This is a genomic window from Winogradskyella sp. KYW1333, from assembly GCF_003335675.1.
Taxonomy (GTDB): Bacteria; Bacteroidota; Bacteroidia; order Flavobacteriales; family Flavobacteriaceae; genus Winogradskyella.
In genome coordinates this window covers 136631-153458 of sequence record NZ_QPHL01000015.1, presented here as the reverse complement: position 1 = coordinate 153458, position 16828 = coordinate 136631, and the positions used below count along the sequence as shown (strand labels likewise).

Annotated in this window: 14 protein-coding genes; 4 read left to right on the top strand and 10 right to left on the bottom strand. The window is 34.4% G+C overall.

Going from position 1 to position 16828, the window contains the following annotated elements:
• Positions 1-6: 6 nt before the first annotated feature.
• The 8 genes from DUZ96_RS06365 to recG all read right to left on the bottom strand — a co-directional run bounded on the left by DUZ96_RS06365 (position 7) and on the right by recG (position 8906).
• Positions 7-1476, bottom strand: coding sequence for a vanadium-dependent haloperoxidase (locus DUZ96_RS06365; RefSeq protein WP_114301112.1), 1470 nt, complete (start codon positions 1474-1476; stop codon positions 7-9).
• A 212-nt stretch (positions 1477-1688) separates the two neighbouring features.
• Positions 1689-1937, bottom strand: a complete 249-nt coding sequence (locus DUZ96_RS06360; RefSeq protein WP_114301111.1) for a hypothetical protein — start codon at positions 1935-1937, stop codon at positions 1689-1691.
• 61 nt (positions 1938-1998) lie between these two features.
• Complete coding sequence (locus DUZ96_RS06355) at positions 1999-2433, bottom strand: hypothetical protein (protein WP_114301110.1); 435 nt, start codon at positions 2431-2433, stop codon at positions 1999-2001.
• A gap of 186 nt (positions 2434-2619) precedes the next feature.
• On the bottom strand, positions 2620-3048 hold the full coding sequence (locus DUZ96_RS06350) for a hypothetical protein (RefSeq protein WP_087490815.1): 429 nt from the start codon (positions 3046-3048) through the stop codon (positions 2620-2622).
• 355 nt (positions 3049-3403) lie between these two features.
• The gene (locus DUZ96_RS06345) at positions 3404-4567 is read right to left on the bottom strand and encodes a hypothetical protein (protein WP_147267059.1); all 1164 of its coding nucleotides are present in this window, start codon (positions 4565-4567) and stop codon (positions 3404-3406) included.
• Positions 4568-4654: 87 nt separating this feature from the next.
• Positions 4655-5002: a hypothetical protein gene (locus DUZ96_RS06340; protein ID WP_114301108.1), complete on the bottom strand. Its 348-nt coding sequence runs from the start codon at positions 5000-5002 to the stop codon at positions 4655-4657.
• A gap of 156 nt (positions 5003-5158) precedes the next feature.
• Positions 5159-6553, bottom strand: coding sequence for a TIGR00366 family protein (locus tag DUZ96_RS06335; protein ID WP_114301107.1), 1395 nt, complete (start codon positions 6551-6553; stop codon positions 5159-5161).
• Positions 6554-6803: 250 nt separating this feature from the next.
• The gene (recG, locus tag DUZ96_RS06330) at positions 6804-8906 is read right to left on the bottom strand and encodes an ATP-dependent DNA helicase RecG (RefSeq protein ID WP_114301106.1); all 2103 of its coding nucleotides are present in this window, start codon (positions 8904-8906) and stop codon (positions 6804-6806) included.
• A 101-nt stretch (positions 8907-9007) separates the two neighbouring features.
• Here recG and DUZ96_RS06325 point away from each other — a divergent pair, with 101 nt between their 5' ends.
• Positions 9008-10972 carry a M1 family metallopeptidase gene (locus DUZ96_RS06325; protein ID WP_114301105.1) on the top strand — a complete coding sequence of 655 codons (1965 nt, stop codon included), beginning with the start codon at positions 9008-9010 and terminating at the stop codon, positions 10970-10972.
• Positions 10972-11874 (top strand): patatin family protein, encoded by a 903-nt coding sequence (locus DUZ96_RS06320; protein ID WP_114301104.1) that lies wholly within the window; start codon positions 10972-10974, stop codon positions 11872-11874. The genes DUZ96_RS06325 and DUZ96_RS06320 overlap by 1 nt, the downstream gene beginning before the upstream one ends.
• 2 nt (positions 11875-11876) lie before the next feature.
• Here the strand turns inward: DUZ96_RS06320 and DUZ96_RS06315 are convergent, their stop codons facing one another.
• Together DUZ96_RS06315 and DUZ96_RS06310 are read right to left on the bottom strand one after the other, a co-directional pair.
• Entirely contained in the window at positions 11877-12398 is a 522-nt protein-coding gene (locus DUZ96_RS06315) for a hypothetical protein (RefSeq protein WP_114301103.1), read from the bottom strand.
• Between the two features lie 59 nt (positions 12399-12457).
• Complete coding sequence (locus DUZ96_RS06310) at positions 12458-13726, bottom strand: amidohydrolase (protein WP_114301102.1); 1269 nt, start codon at positions 13724-13726, stop codon at positions 12458-12460.
• 137 nt (positions 13727-13863) lie between these two features.
• Here DUZ96_RS06310 and DUZ96_RS06305 point away from each other — a divergent pair, with 137 nt between their 5' ends.
• Both DUZ96_RS06305 and DUZ96_RS06300 read left to right on the top strand, forming a co-directional pair.
• Entirely contained in the window at positions 13864-16194 is a 2331-nt protein-coding gene (locus DUZ96_RS06305) for an ATP-dependent helicase (protein WP_114301101.1), read from the top strand.
• Between the two features lie 31 nt (positions 16195-16225).
• Positions 16226-16819: a hypothetical protein gene (locus DUZ96_RS06300; protein WP_114301100.1), complete on the top strand. Its 594-nt coding sequence runs from the start codon at positions 16226-16228 to the stop codon at positions 16817-16819.
• Positions 16820-16828 lie beyond the last annotated feature (9 nt).

The following is a 16828-nucleotide window of genomic DNA, read 5'->3' as shown; positions in this document are numbered from 1 at the left end:
GTCTCGTTATTTTTCTCCAACGTGTTTTTTATAGAATTTCCAAACCTCATTAGCCACATTTCGCCCTAATTCAAGTCCGGCTACATTGTCGGCTTGTATGTGGTAACCCCCTAATACTCTTGAGATACCAGCCATTTCAGCAGTTTCTGTAAAAGTTGGAAACTCTAAGGTTACCGTTTCGCCCAAATTATCTGGTTCTGTCATTGCACCTGCCACTAATTGCGCACTAGAGCCAAATTCATCACTTCCAGTCCATATTTTTAACGCTTCTCCACATCCTCCACTAATTGTGCTATGCCCAGAAACGTAACTTGGGAAAGGTGGACATAAAAACGTTTCAGGTGAGTAAGGTCTCCATTGGTTTCCATCCATTTCAATCATTCCTTTTCCTTCACCACCCCAAGCTTTTATTTTCTGCTTATCGTAATATTCGTGAACTAATGCATATGGTCTAGCATAATCGTAATACATTTTAGAATCCCAAGATGCAATAAAGGCATCCATAGCCACTACTTGATTGTAGAAATACATTTTTACATCTTGGTCGAGGGTATGATTGTCTCTTCTAGAAACGTCTTGTGCAAATTTTAACCAATGTCCAGCTTGTTGCACAGATTGTGGACCATCTCGCATAAATTCAACCAATGCTTTTTGGTAATCAGTCAAATTTGCCTGCATTTCAATAACTTCTTGCACCTCTTTCTCCAATTGTTCACTACCTATCATTGGTGGTGGGCCTGGTCTAAACTGGTTACCAGATTTTAATGCAATTGGCTTGACTTTGTCCCAATAAGGTGTTAGGCAACCTGGTGCAAACTTTCCACCTTTGCCGTCCGAAAAATATTTTGGTTGCCAACGATTTGCATCAACGTTCTTATCGGCTGAATTAACAGGTTCATAGCCTATATAATTAAAGTAAGGTTCTCCGTCCGAACCATCTTCTTCTCCATATTGATTTGCTCCGTCTCCTTTTCGTGCCTCGATAACGGCTTTAGCTGCTAAATTCCCAATTCCTTCTGGTGTGTTTGGGTCTAGACTTTCATTGTTTGGGTCTAATCCCAATTTAGTCATAAATTCTTCAAATAGTTTTTTATCAGAATAGTAGTACTCATTCATTGCTCTGAAAGCGGCATAGCTAATAGCAATTTCTTTATTTTTTAGGGATTGTTCATTTGTGGGTCTTCTATCCACGTCTTGTAAATAAACTGGAATTGCCTTTTTATCATATCTTGACCAAGCATCAAAAACAGCAACAGAAATTAATCCTAAATAACGCGAGGTAATTGTTGGTCTTGGTTTAAATCTTTCAGTGTCATTTGCTGTTGCAGTTAAAGCCATTTTACCCCATTTATAAGCAATATTCTCAACTCCTTCGGGTTCGGTTATTACAATAGAACTTTGTAGTTGTTTGTTTTGGTTATTCTTACACCCAAAAAAGGTCAAGGTGATTATTGATAACAGTAATATTCTTTTCATTATTTGTAGGTTGATTTTACTTCAGAAATTTAAAATAATTTTTTGAGATTGTCATTTTTCATAATGAGACACAACGTTTAGGCTATGATTAGTTGTGTTTTTAAAGTTACGTTTTTTTCAGATGTAATTGTTAGTGTTGATTTGTAGGAATTACACTTCTCTTAACCAGCTAAGCAATTATTTATAGCCATTGTTGTGCTTTGTTTTATTTACTATTCCCAATAAAGAGAAACAATAACAATCACAGCTATTATAATCGTTGATATTATTAAAAATCGCTTTAACCCGTGCCAATCTTTATCAACAACTAAGTCAGTTATTGCACTGCCTAAAAAAGTCCAATAAATAACTGGTATTATAAACAAATAGCTTAATTCAAATTCACTGGCAATTGCCGCCGTAATACACCAAATAATCCCCCAAATAACCATTGATTTATTGCTATTAAATTTTATCCTCATGTTTTTATTAGTTTTTATTCTTTGATCAATATGTTAAATATTTAATTAGATTTTGGAAACATTAATAGTGTAAATGCCATTTAGATATCTCTTTTTCATCTTTAAATGTGTTTGTTTTTTCTGGTGGATTTCTAAGTATGTAGATATCCCCCATACCCCGAATTATGGGTAGCTGATAGTTTATACCCGGTTTAATTTTTATTATTTTCGATGGATTATTTTCTGCACTTGGATTAAAGATGTTATCTAAATATTGCATTTCATCCAAATACCGAACTTCCTCTAGATATAATATTTCTGACGTTTGATTATCGATAAAATAGTCCGACATACTCCAAACATCACGTAGATTAGAAGATTCTTCTCTAGACTGATATTCAAGCTTCCAACCTTTTTCAAAATTTTTATTTATTCGTAGAATATTCTTCTTTTCTACTGAATTACAGCTTGCAGATATTATTACAAGAACAAGGAAAAATATATTTATTTTATTCATATATATTTTATCTAATGAAGCACAACGGTCTTGGCTATGAGTAGTTGCGTGGGTTAGCACTTAACTTTGCAAGTACACACCAAACTGAAAATCCGCGAGGATTTTCAGAAGTAGGCGAGAACAAGCAATTATTTATAGCCATTGTTGGCAATAGTTATTTTTTATATTTATTTACTAGTACTATATTTAGCTTCCAATTCTTGTCATTGTTATAAAAATCAGTATCAATGTTAGTATTCCAATTATGCTAGTAAATCGTCCTACTTTTTTTGATTTTGTCCAACCCGATAAAGCAATCATAGCAGAAAGGGAAATAAGCCCAATCATAAATGTCAACATTCCCAAAATTCTGGCAATTTGAAAGTCATTCAATGAAACATTTTTAATATATCCTCCTGGAGTTGTAGTCATTACAATATTTACCATTGCAAAAACACTCACAAGAAAACATCCAGCTGATAAAGTCGCTGATTTCAAAATTCGATTGTTCAGTTTATCATTTTTGTCAGAAACCAATAAATTCGCCACTACGGTAATTGAAAATCCACTTAATAACGAAGTAATCAGTAGTGTTTGCTTTCCAAGTTCATTCCAATATTCTAATGTAATTTCCATTTAAAATTTTTTTCGTTCTAATTATTGCCAACGGCCATACGGGTTAGGCGAGTTGCGCTATTTATTTATAAATATAAGCAATATAAGCCTTTAGACGATATTCGCTTTACCCTATGTTAGTGGCAGTGCCTAACACTGTTTGTTTTTAATGATTATTAAGCTAAACTACCATAGCCTATTGCCGGCGAATGACAGTCGTACTGTCTGGCCGTTAGTGGCAATAGAGCAAAAGGAAGTCCCGAGTATTCGGGAAGGTTTTCTCGTGCGAAGCATTGCCACTAACGGTTCTCGTGTATGGTGCGTGTCCCTCTGGGCATGCACTATACCTTTTGTTAGCAGTTTTTCTATTTCAAATTTACTTTTCAATTTTTGAATAATACTCTACCCATTCTCTATCTATTTCCCAGTTGTGAAAATCTAAATCATAATCTGAATCTGTATAAGAATAAACTAGATTTTTTTTATCATCAACAAGCAACTCACGGGTTCTAACATTACTTTTATAACGTGTATTAGTTACTTTATTCACTGAGAACCGATTGTATAAAATGCATATGCCATAGTTATCATATCTATATTCTCGATTTGACGAAATTCTAGCAGTTGAAATGTCATTTTCACAAAACTTAATGAAGTTCGGAACATAAATAACTCTTTTATTTTCGTGTTTATTTTTTAAAACTTCAGCTAACCAGTAGTGATCTTTTGGTGAGAATTTTTTATTCTCTTTAAAGCTATATCTTACTTCACCGTTATTATATAGTTGCATCTTTCTTAAATCATTATCCCATCTATATACTTGTCTATACTGTGCATCTAATAATACACTGTAAGTGAATTTATATTTTGTTTCCAAAAAGAATTCATCACGATAATCATTATAGTAAGATTTATAATCATACCAATAACTTTCTATGATATTACCTGCTAAATCATATTTGTATTCAGTTTTTGAATTAGTATCAAATTCTTCTAATTCTGAATTCCAAGTATACCACAAGCGTAATATTTTTCTTCCTTGCTCATCATATTTAAATTCTTCCTTGTCGTATGGCAAGTAAGTCTCTTTATCAGTACTCCAGAAATATTGATATTGAAATAAATTATTCCCATTATCATCGTAAATAAATTCGGTTTTTGATCCATTCATAACGGCTTTAGGTTGAAACTTACCTAACTCTTCTTTCCAAGTGTATTTGAACTCTAGGATAATTAAGTCTCTGTCGTTATAAATACGTACAGTTTTCTCCTCAGGGCTAGTGCTGTTGTCAACTTTTTTAAAAACTTCTTCTGTGATTTTGTTTTTTTCATAGTACCAACGAAGTATAAACTCATTTTCTCCTCTTTTACCAACTAAACTATCTAATCGAAGATCAAATGTGTTTTTTCTTTCAATTGAATCATAACTCCCGCTGCTATTGACATCAATCTTATCATCATTGTCAGAGCTTTGCCCAAAAGTAGAGCTCAAACTCAAGCTAAGTAAAAGGACTAAAGACTGCGTTATTTTATTTTTCATTAGTGTTTATTTCTCATTACTGCTAACGGTCTGGCTAAGCTGCGTTTTAATGCAGTTTAGGTTTTGTTAGCACCTGTTTTATTTGAGTTATTTGATCCAATTTCTGGTATTTCCGTTTGAAACAATCCAATTATTAACTTCAGAATATGCCATATCAAGTGTATCAAAAAGTTGGTCAATTGGCGATGCTTTCTCCCAACTTTTCGTTACTCGTTGTCTATTGACTTTCTTACCTAAATCCCAATGAGCTTTCACGGTGTAATTACCACCATTTCCATTCTGTTCAACCCAAATATGATAAGATAATCCGCTATCGTCTATTACCTCAATAGATCTTACTAAGTAATCTTTATATTCCTTAAAGACCATTAGTCCATATTTCGGTAACCACTCATCTAAAATTGGGTCTATGTCCTTAAATTTATTTTGAATCATTCTTTAATTGGTGCTAACGGCCATACGGGTAAGGCGAGTTGCGCTATTTATTTATAAATATAAGCAATATAAGCCTTTAGACGTTATTCGCTTTACCCTATGTTAGTGGCAGTGCCTAACACTGTTTGTTTTTAATGATTATTAAGCTATTATAGTCTATAATGGTATGTAAGTCACCATTAAGGCTTGTAAAATAAAAAACAAAACAAAGGGGATAAATAAATAGCCAACAATATCTCTAGCCTGTATTTTAATACCCTTCCCCATTACCGGAAACACTAACAATAAAAAGAAAGGTTGAAGCAAATTACTCAGACTTTCTCCATAGGCTACAGACATTGATGCTCTAGCCATCATAGTGTTAATTTCACTTGAAGTCATATTTATACCCAAATCCTGAACCATGTTAATAATACTAGGGCCTATAACGGCAAACTCTCCACCAGCAGAAGGGATGGCAAAATTTACAATACCACCTGTGATATAAGAAATAAAGGCGTAGGAGTTGGGCGTAGCAACAGAAGCTAAGACTTCGCTAATTTTTACACCAAGACCAGATGCCATCATTATGCCCATAATACCTGCATAAAAGGGATACTGAAACAAGATGCCAGAAATATTACTACTAGCACGTTTCATGGCAATGCTATAGCGCATTGGTGTTATATGAAGAAATAAGCCTACTATAATAAAAATAAAGATCATAATATTAAAATTAAGATCAAATCCTTTGGTCGCGAAGTGATATACAATATATACCAATCCTAAAAGCGCAATAGTTATTTGAAGCCAACCAGCATTGTTTAAAGCGTCGGATAAGGCTTTATATGGTAATTTATATGATAATGCTTCGCTCTTTATGGTAGCTTCTGAATCTGTTCTTTCAACGATAAGATTATGAAGCTCTTTGCCATTAGCTGATTTGGGAATTAATAACCAAATAATAAATGGTGCTACAAAAAGAAATAAAATAATCATGAGTAAATTAAGGGTAGAACCTAAACTGTAACTTGTAGAAATGGTATCGGACAGAATATTACTTTCAATAAGAAAATTGTTTTCGGTATTTAATAGTAAGGGAACAGAACTAGATAGACCGCAAACCCAAGCATTACCAGAAAAATACACACAAGCTACTAAAAACGGATAGTGAACACCTTTAATTCTAATTGCCAATTCTCTCGCAAGAATTGATGTTACCACCACCATACCAAAACTTATAAAAGAAATAAGAATACCAAAAACCATTATCGTAAGATATACTTGAATAGGCGTTGTAATCCTTTTAGACAACCAATTGATACCTCTCTTAATTGGAGGTGCTTGCGCAATACTATAAGCAGTGATTACAATTAATACAATTTGCATCCCAAAAGATAACAGTTTCCAAAAACCATCGTACCAACCTTCAAGGATGGTGATAGGTTTTGTACTTGTAAAAATTAGGGCCATCAGCCCTGAAAGTAAGGTTAGCAATAATGCAAATACATAAGCGCTTGGCATGTATCTGGTAAACGTATCTGTAAATTTTTGACCAAGTTTGGTTAGCATCTAAAATTGATTTGTGAGATTAAAGATAATTTAATTTTGAAATTCAGAATTTTTCACTTCATATTATGGCTGTCTTAATCTACAGTTAATTTACATAGTTTAATTTTTTAACATGTCCATAACAGCATGCTCCTGTTAAACAGAGTAACTTAGGCGTACAACTAAACAAAGTTAAATAAAGATATTCATCATTAAAAGACGTTTAGTTACTGTTTTGGAAGGCCTGGTTGTAGTTGGTACTAGGCCTTTTTTAGCTTATATAGTTCCAAATATTTTTATACTTGGCCATTTGCCTGTAGGTCTGTAGTATGAATTTATTCTCTGGTAAGCTAAGGCTTGGATCAATTTTAAGGATGGTTTTGGCAAAATATCGTGCTTGGTCTAAAATTGCTTTGTCTTTTACTATATCCGCAATTCTTAGGTTTAAAATACCACTTTGTTGTGTACCCATAATATCACCAGGCCCACGTAGTTTTAAATCCACTTCCGCAATTTCAAATCCATCATTAGATCTTACCATAGTTTCAAGTCTTGTTTTGCTATCATTACTCAGTTTGTGGCTGGTCATGAGTATACAATAACTCTGTTCAGCACCACGACCTACACGTCCTCGTAGTTGGTGCAATTGAGATAAGCCAAAACGTTCAGCACTCTCAATTACCATCACAGAGGCATTAGGAACATTAACGCCTACTTCAATAACTGTAGTAGCAACCATTATATTCGTTTCACCTTTGGCAAATCGCTGCATTTCATAATCCTTATCACTTGCTTTCATTTTGCCATGAACAATAGAAATTTGATATTGAGGTAGTGGAAATTCTCTAGAGATACTTTCGTAACCGTCCATTAAATCTTTGTAATCCATCTTTTCACTCTCTTGAATTAATGGATATACAACATAGACTTGTCTGCCTTTGGCAATTTCATCCTTCATGAATTTGAAAACATTCAGCCGATTATTGTCATAACGATGCACTGTTTTTATCGGTTTTCTTCCGGCAGGTAATTCGTCAATTACCGAAATATCTAGATCTCCATAAACGGACATTGCCAAGGTTCTTGGAATTGGAGTTGCGGTCATAACGAGTACATGCGGAGGAGATGTATTTTTATGCCATAATTTACTTCTTTGTGCAACTCCAAATCTGTGTTGCTCATCGATAATTGCAAGTCCTAAATTTTTAAATTTCACCTTGTCTTCAAGTAGGGCATGAGTGCCAACTAAGATCTGTAAACTACCATTTTCGAGATTTTCGTGAATTTCCTTTCTTTCTGAAGTTTTACTTGAACCAGTAAGTAATGAAATGCTGATATTCAATTTATTACATAATTCAATTAATCCGTTATAGTGTTGGACTGACAAAATTTCAGTCGGAGCCATTAAGCAACATTGAAAACTGTTATCAAGCCCCATTAGCATTGACATAAAGGCAACTATAGTCTTTCCAGAACCTACATCACCTTGTAAAAGCCGATTCATTTGTGCGTTACTACCTAAGTCCGATCGAATTTCTTTTAATACACGTTTCTGGGCTGAGGTTAATTCAAAGGGTAAATGGTCTTTATAAAAGATGTTAAAATAATCTCCAACCTTATCGAATTTAAACCCTTTTATTTTTGATTTATGAATTAAATTTTTGAGAATTAGTTGCAATTGAATATAAAATAATTCTTCAAATTTTAATCGGAATTGTGCTTTTGAAAGTAGATTAGATGATTTTGGAAAATGAATATTGAAAAGAGCATCAGATTTTGAAATCAATTTCAATTGACCCAAAATAGTTTTCGATAAGGTCTCAACAAATTGCCCTTTAGTTTCGAGAAACAACTGTTGCATTATTTTGGTAATAACGCGATTGGTAATACCTTTGTTAGACAATTTTTCTGTAGAAGGATAAATGGCCTGCATTGCAGAGCGGAGGTTTTTCTCATGCTCATTCAATAATTCCAATTCTGGGTGTGGCATACTAAATTTACCATTATACCAGTTGGTTTTCCCAAATATAACATAGGGTTGACCAGTTTTAAGGCTCTCCCTTATCCATTTCTGTCCTCTAAACCATACAAGTTCCATCACACCTGTATCATCTTTAAAATCTGCTACCAACCGTTTACCGCGTTTTTGCGCAACCTCTCTAAAGCTAATTATGGTTCCGACAACCTGAACTTCCGCATTGTTTTGTTGAAGCGCATTGATTTTATAATATTTAGTGCGGTCTATATAGCGATTTGGAAATAAGTTGATAAGGTCTTGGTAGGTGTGGATGCCTAATTCTGAGCGCAGTAAATCAGCCCTGTTGGGGCCAACGCCTTTAAGATAATCTATAGGTGTTTGCAGATTGACACTCATGGTTGCGAATTTACTCAATTTAGGAATAAAAAGGAATCTCAATTATGAGAGAAAATGACTAAAATTCGTACTTTGGCGTTATCCTTGTATACTGTCAATTCATGAAGAGGTTTATATTTTTTTTTACATTTTTATTTTCTATTGTAATTTATGGGCAACAAACTGAATATGTTGACTTTAAAGAGGGTGTGGCCAAGCTTAAGATAATTCCAGATTCTGGTACAGTTGATGGTTTAATAGCTTATAAGTTTGACGTGGTAAGGCCTATTGATTCTATTTATTTAGACGCTCGACAAATGAGTATTGATGCGGTTTATTTAAATAACGAACCGATTAATTTCTCATATCAGAATGATAAAGTTGTATTAGCATCGAAATTTAAACCTTCTCTCGATAATAATTTGCTCATTCAGTATAGTGCAAAGCCCAAGAAGGCCTTGTATTTTCTTAAACGAAATGAAAATTGGAATATTTGGTCTCAGGGTCAAGGTAAATACACAAGTAGTTGGTTGCCAAGTTTTGATGATGTAAACGAAAAGATTGTGTTTAGTTTTAATTTTGAAGCACCAGAAGATTATCAGGTGATTTCAAATGGAGCATCGCTAGGAAGGAACATATCGAGGGATGGTTGGTTAAGTTGGTCTTACCAAATGGAAAAGGCAATGTCTAGCTATCTGGTAGCATTGGTTGTAGGTGAATACAATAAGGCAACAGAAATCTCAAATAGTGGCATTCCTTTGGAGTATTACTACTATCCTGATGATTCGCTGAAAGTAGAGTCTACCTATCGTTACAGTAAAAAAATATTTGATTTTCTAGAAGAAGAAATTGGTATTGCTTTTCCTTGGCAAAATTATAGGCAAGTACCAGTTCATGATTTTTTATATGCTGGTATGGAAAACACGGGCTGTACTATTTTTTCAGATGCCTTTGTTGTGGATTCCATTGGTTTTAATGATAAGAACTATGTAAATGTTAATGCGCATGAGTTAGCACATCAGTGGTTTGGAAATTTGGTAACAGCAACATCGGGAGCGCATCATTGGTTGCAAGAAGGCTTTTCAACATATTATGCGCTATTAGCAGAGCGTGATATTTTTGGAGATGACTATTTTGATTTTAAACTCTATGAATCTGCAGTAGATTTGGGTAGGCAAGATATAGCAGACCAAGGAACATCGCTCCTAAATCCTAAATCTAGTAGTTTAACGTTTTATCAGCGCGGTGCTTGGGTCTTGCATGCGTTGCGCGATAAGGTTGGTGATAAGGTATTTAAACAAGCAGTGAAAAATTATTTAAATAAGCATGCCTATGGCAGTGCGGAAACTTCAGATTTTATTTCCGAAGTTGAGCGTCTTGCCGGTGTTAATCTCAATTCCTTTGTCAGAGACTGGGTTAAAAATGAAAAATTTCCAGCTTATGGCGCAATCGAAATCTTAAAGAAAAGATCTGCGTTTATTCAAGAATATTTAATGGTAGATTGTCAAGTTAAGTCTTCAAAGTGTACCGAGTATTTAAAATATGATGTTTCGGATGAAGCTAAGATTAAAGTGATTTCACAGGCTCCAGAATTAGTTAATAAAGAGACATTTAAAAATAGTCTTAAGGTGCGTCAAGCAATAGCTAAGTACCTTACAAAAATACCAGAAGAACTTAAGGAAGACTACGAAACCTTGTTAGATGACGCATCATATTTAACGGTAGAAAGTACTTTATATAACCTATGGAATAATTTCCCTTTAGAACGTGGAAAGTACCTATCTAAAACAAGGAGTATTCAAGGTTTTAGTGACAAGAACGTTCGGTTACTCTGGATTGTCCTTAATCTTAATACGCCTTATTACAATGCTGAAAGTAATCAAGAGCTTTACTCTGAGCTATTAGGATATACAGATGATAAACACAATGCTGATCTAAGGATAAATGCATTTCAGTATTTAAGTTTAATAAACGGTTGTAATGATATTTGTAAAAACAACATAGAAAGCGCTAAGTCTCATCATAATTGGAGATTGGTTACATTCGCCAAAGAATTCAGTAAAAAACTAGAAGAAAAAAAGAATTAATGCGAGCATTGGTTATATCAGGAGGTGGAAGCAAGGGTGCATTTGCAGGAGGTGTTGCCCAATTCCTTATGCAAGAAGAAGGTCGTGAATATGATATGTTTCTAGGAACCTCTACAGGAAGTCTGTTAGTGCCTCACTTAGCTGTTGGTAAAATTCACAAGCTCTATGACATTTTCACTAACGTGCAACAACAGGATATATTCAGTATTAGTCCGTTTGTGCAGCGTAAGAAGGGAGATAGGGAATTTGTTTCCATTGATTTCATTAATTCATTGTGGCAATTTATTAGGCTAAAACGAACCTTTGGCGAAAGCAAAGCATTAAAACGTAACATAAAGAGAAATTTTACTGAAGAAGAATTCAATCAAATTAAGCAAATTAGGCATGATGTTGTGGTCACTGTATCCAATCTCTCTATGAACAGGGTAGAGTATAAGTCCATTAATGATTACACATACGAAGAGTTTTGTAATTGGATTTGGATATCTTGTAATTATATTCCTTTTATGTCCTTAGCTGTTGTTAATGGTCACGAATATGCTGATGGCGGTTTAGGTAGCGTTATACCAATAAGAGAGGCGATTCTTAGAGGTGCAACAGAAGTTGATGCTGTTGTATTAGAGGCTGAAACAATGAATAGACAAAAGGTATTGGGTAAAAACCCATTTTCTTTAATGATAAGCTTATTTGGCCATTTGCTAAATCAAGTGGAGCGTAATGATATTGTAATTGGAAAATTGGCAGCAAAAAACAGAGGCGTAAAACTCAACTTATATTACACGCCAACGAGTTTAACGGAAAACTCTCTAATATTTAGTAAACGACTGATGGAAAAATGGTGGCAACAAGGCTTTGAATATGCTTCCCAAAAACATTCTAATGTTACTAGTGCATCATCTTAGAATTACCACATTTCACTCACTTCTTCTTTTATTAAGGCAAGTGCTGTATTGCTAGGTGCCTGTTTGTCCATAAGATCAGTTAAAACAACTTCTCTTAATTTATTTGCGGTATCTGTTTTTTCGTTCATAGTGGCTTTTCTTATAAGCTGAATTGTTGCGTTTTTTGCACCTCTAATCACATTCCAGCATTCGTCACTAACGTATATTTGTTGTGATAAATTATGTTCAAATTCTTGTTCAATTGTTGCTATAAGTAAAGATTCATAATCTTCTTTATTTGAGGAATTTGGATGTATTCTAGTTAATAATTTTGAAGGTGAAATACGCTCTAGAAATAGCACCATGCGTTCATAGGCTTGGAGTCTTATAGGAAAAGTTTCTTTTTGCATGCTTTTTTGAAGCTTAAAGCGTCTTATATTATTTTCGTTCTCTATATGTTGCTTGAAAAAATAATAGGCAATAGCCGCAACTAGAATTGCTGGTAAAAGACTTAAGCCAACCTCTATGAGTTTATCAATATCCATGTAATGTTTTGTTTTTAATTATTTAAATAATTGATGCCAATACACTGTCATTATCTATTTCAATCATTTAAATAGTCTAACGTAATTTGAGAAAACGCTCTTACGCCTAATAATAAACCAGAGTCATCAATTTTAAAATCTGGTGTATGATGAGGAAAAACTTCAGTTTCACCTGGTGTCATGCCGCCTAAGAAGAAATATACACCTGGTACAATCTCTTGGAAGTATGAGAAGTCTTCACCTCCTGTGGTTGCTTTCGTGAGTTGCACATGGTCTTCGCCAGCAACTTTTTGTAAAGATGGCAGAATTTGAGCTGTTAATTCAGGGTCGTTATAGGTAACAATGGTATTGTTTTGCCATTCAATTGTAGCTTTACCACCATATGCATTTGCAATATCAGAAGCCATCTCATTCATACGTTTTATTATCAGTTGACGCATATCCTCATCAAGAGTTCTTACGGTTCCGATCATTTCTGCTGATTCTGGTATGATATTAAATCGTGTACCAGCAGTTATTTTACCAACGGTAATTACCGCAGGCGCTTCAATTAAATAAGATTCTCGAGAAATTATAGTCTGAAATCCATCGATGATTTTAGCAGAAATCAAGACTGGGTCGACACCAGACCAAGGTTGAGAACCATGGGTTTGCTTACCTTCTACTTTTACAACGAATCGTTCAACTGCGGCCATGATTCCTTCTGTTTTGTATTTTATTATACCAACAGGAGTTTCGGAATTGATGTGAAGACCAAAAATGGCATCTACCTTTGGGTTTTCTAATACGCCTTCTTTAATCATAAGTTTTGCACCACCTTCTTCACCTGGTGGAGGTCCTTCTTCTGCAGGTTGAAAAATAAACTTTATTGTACCTTTTATTTTGTCCTTGTGTTTTGATAATACTTCAGCAGTTGCCATTAATATTGCAATGTGTGTATCATGTCCACATGCATGCATTACTCCTGTTTCAGTATTAAGAAATGTTGTTCTTACTTCAGATTTAAATGGTAAATTATTGCGTTCTGTAACAGGTAACGCATCAATATCTGCTCTAAGTGCAACAACCTTTCCTGGGTTATCGCCTTCAAGAAGGCCAACAACTCCTGTTTTGGCAATATTGGTTTCGACTTTTAATCCAAGAGATTTTAAATGTTTCGCAATTTTTTCAGCGGTTTTAAACTCTTGATTTGATAATTCGGGATTTTGGTGAAAATAGTGTCTCCATTCAATTAATTTACCTTCAATGCCTATAATATCTTGTTCTATAGAATTTTGGGCAAAAGTTAGGGAGCAGGTAACGAGGAGTAGTGATAAAAGTACTTTCATGTTTTTAGAAAAATTTTTTCACTAATATATTGAAATTTGATCAATAAAAATCTTGATACATTGTTTATAATTATTAATTGAATCACATGGTTAAACCTAATACAATACTTAATTTCACATTTCTTAAAAAATAGTAATTGGAAAAGTATTTAAGTCAACTTAATGATGCGCAATTGGCGCCAACTTTGCAAAAGGATGGTCCTATGATTGTTATCGCAGGCGCAGGATCTGGTAAAACGAGAGTATTAACTTATCGTATTGCTTATCTAATGAGTCAAGGCGTTGATGCTTTTAATATTTTAGCTCTTACCTTTACCAATAAGGCAGCAAGAGAAATGAAGGGAAGGATTGCCAAGATTGTTGGGGAAAGCGAAGCCAAAAATCTTTGGATGGGAACGTTCCATTCTGTATTTGCCAAAATACTCAGATTTGAAGGTCACCACCTAGGTTTTCCAAGTAATTTCACTATTTATGATACACAAGATTCACAAAAACTTTTGGGATCTATTATCAAAGAAATGGGCCTAGATAAGGACATTTATAAAACGAAGCAAGTTTATAGTAGGATTTCCTCTTACAAGAACAGTCTTATTACAGTAAAGGCGTATTTCAATAATCCTGAACTTATGGAAGCTGATGCTATGGCGCGTAGACCAAAAATGGGAGAGATCTATGCTGAATATGTGGACCGTTGTTTTAAAGCTGGTGCAATGGATTTTGATGATTTATTGTTGAGAACCAATGAGTTGCTTACTCGGTTCCCTAATGTATTAGCACAATACCAAGATAAGTTTAGATATATATTGGTAGATGAGTACCAGGATACTAACCATTCACAATACCTCATTGTCCGCGCACTTTCAGATCGTTTCCAAAACATTTGTGTAGTAGGTGATGATGCGCAGAGTATATATGCTTTCCGTGGGGCAAACATTAACAATATCCTTAATTTCCAGAAGGATTATGATGATGTTAACGTCTATCGATTAGAGCAGAATTATCGCTCTACAAAAATGATCGTTGGTGCTGCAAACTCTGTAATTGATCATAACAAAACAAAATTAGATAAGATTGTTTGGACTGCAAACGAAGAAGGTGATAGGGTAATTGTACACCGTTCTATGACAGATGGTGATGAAGGACGGTATGTCGCTAGCACCATTTGGGAAACCAAAATGAACCAGCAATTACCTAATAGTGATTTTTCAGTACTTTACAGAACAAACGCGCAATCAAGGGCCATAGAGGATGCTTTAAGAAAACGGGATATACCTTATCGTATTTATGGTGGTTTATCCTTCTATCAGCGTAAGGAAATAAAAGACGTTACCGCTTATTTAAGATTGATACTCAATTCAGCAGATGAAGAAGCATTAAAGCGTGTTATCAATTATCCTTCAAGAGGAATTGGGCAGACAACGGTAGACAGATTGGTTGTTGCAGCCAATGCGACTGGCAAAACCATTTATGATGTTATGAAGGACATTGATAATGTCTCAATCAACATCAATAACGGTACTAAAAATAAGCTTAGAGATTTTGTAACCCTGATTGAGAGTTATAAGGTCATGAATCAAACAGCAAATGCTTTTGATCTTGCAGAGCATGTTACAAAAACCAGTGGATTAATTAGGGAACTCAATAAGGACGGCACACCCGAGGGTGTTACCAGAATGGAAAATGTACAAGAATTATTGAATGGTATAAAGGATTTTGTAGAAGGACAAATTGAGTTGGCAGATGCAGGCGACTCCTTAGCAGAATTTTTAGAAGATATAGCTTTAGCCACAGATCTCGATGGCGATAAGGGCGATCCAAACCACGTGGCATTAATGACAATTCACTTGGCGAAGGGTCTAGAGTTTCCACATGTGTTTATTGTAGGAATGGAAGAAGATTTATTTCCAAGTGCAATGAGTATGAATACACGCAGTGAACTTGAGGAAGAAAGACGATTATTTTATGTAGCATTGACACGAGCAGAAAAACAAGCGTACTTAACATATACGCTTTCACGTTACCGTTGGGGAAAATTGATTGATGCTGAACGTAGCAGATTTATTGAAGAGATTGATGATAAATTTGTAAATATAACAACGCCATTAAAAGAACAACGATTTAACCCAATGTTGGATGCTTCAATATTTGGTGATATAGAACCTAATAAAGTACGATTTGCTAAACCCAAATCACCAAAATTTCGAAAGAAAGAGCCTAAAAAAAACCCAGAGAACTTTAAGATAAGTACGCCTAAAAAGTTGAAACCTGTAAGTAAGACTAGCGGTTCTACTAATTTGTTTGACACGAAGTTAGTTGTTGGGAATGTTGTAAATCATCAGCGATTTGGTAGAGGTGAAGTAATGAAAATTGAAGGTGCAGGTGGTGATTTAAAAGCTGAAATAAAATTTGAAAATGGGAACACTAAAAAATTGCTGTTGCGTTTTGCAAAACTTGAAGTATTAGGATAATTCTAATTTTTGTTAACTATTATAAACTGATATGAGAGTATTAATTTTCTTACTTGTATTTTTTCAATCTGCATGTGTATATGCACAGCCACCTAGTGGCGGAAGAGGAGGCTATTCCAATCAATCTCAAAATTCTGGAGCTAGGGAAGTTCAAAAATTTGAATCTCAAAAAGTGTCTGGTATAATTGCGTATGATTCTAAGAAAACCTTGAAAAAGTTGAAGCTTAAAAAATCTGATTCTATTGCCACAATTGTTCTTTCTAAAATTGAGAACCATAATCGTCAAATGAACAAAATAAAATCTGATAATAAGGATTTATTTGAAGGATTAGATATTGTAGTAAATCAAAACATGGAAATTGCGAGGTCTACCCAGAATAGAGAATTAATGCGAGAAACCATGATATTGGTTAGAGAGAAACTACAACCAATACAAGAACAGATAAGAAGTGATGAAGATGAATTAAACAATCAGTTAAAAGCATTGTTGAATGAAGATCAAAACGAAAAGTGGTTAAAGTTTCAAAAAGCAGAAAAAGAAAAGATAATGCCGAGACGAAGAGGAAATGATGCAAGGAATAGACCTGATAATTATAATAATCAATCCAGACGGCGAAGAGGCTAGATTATTAAA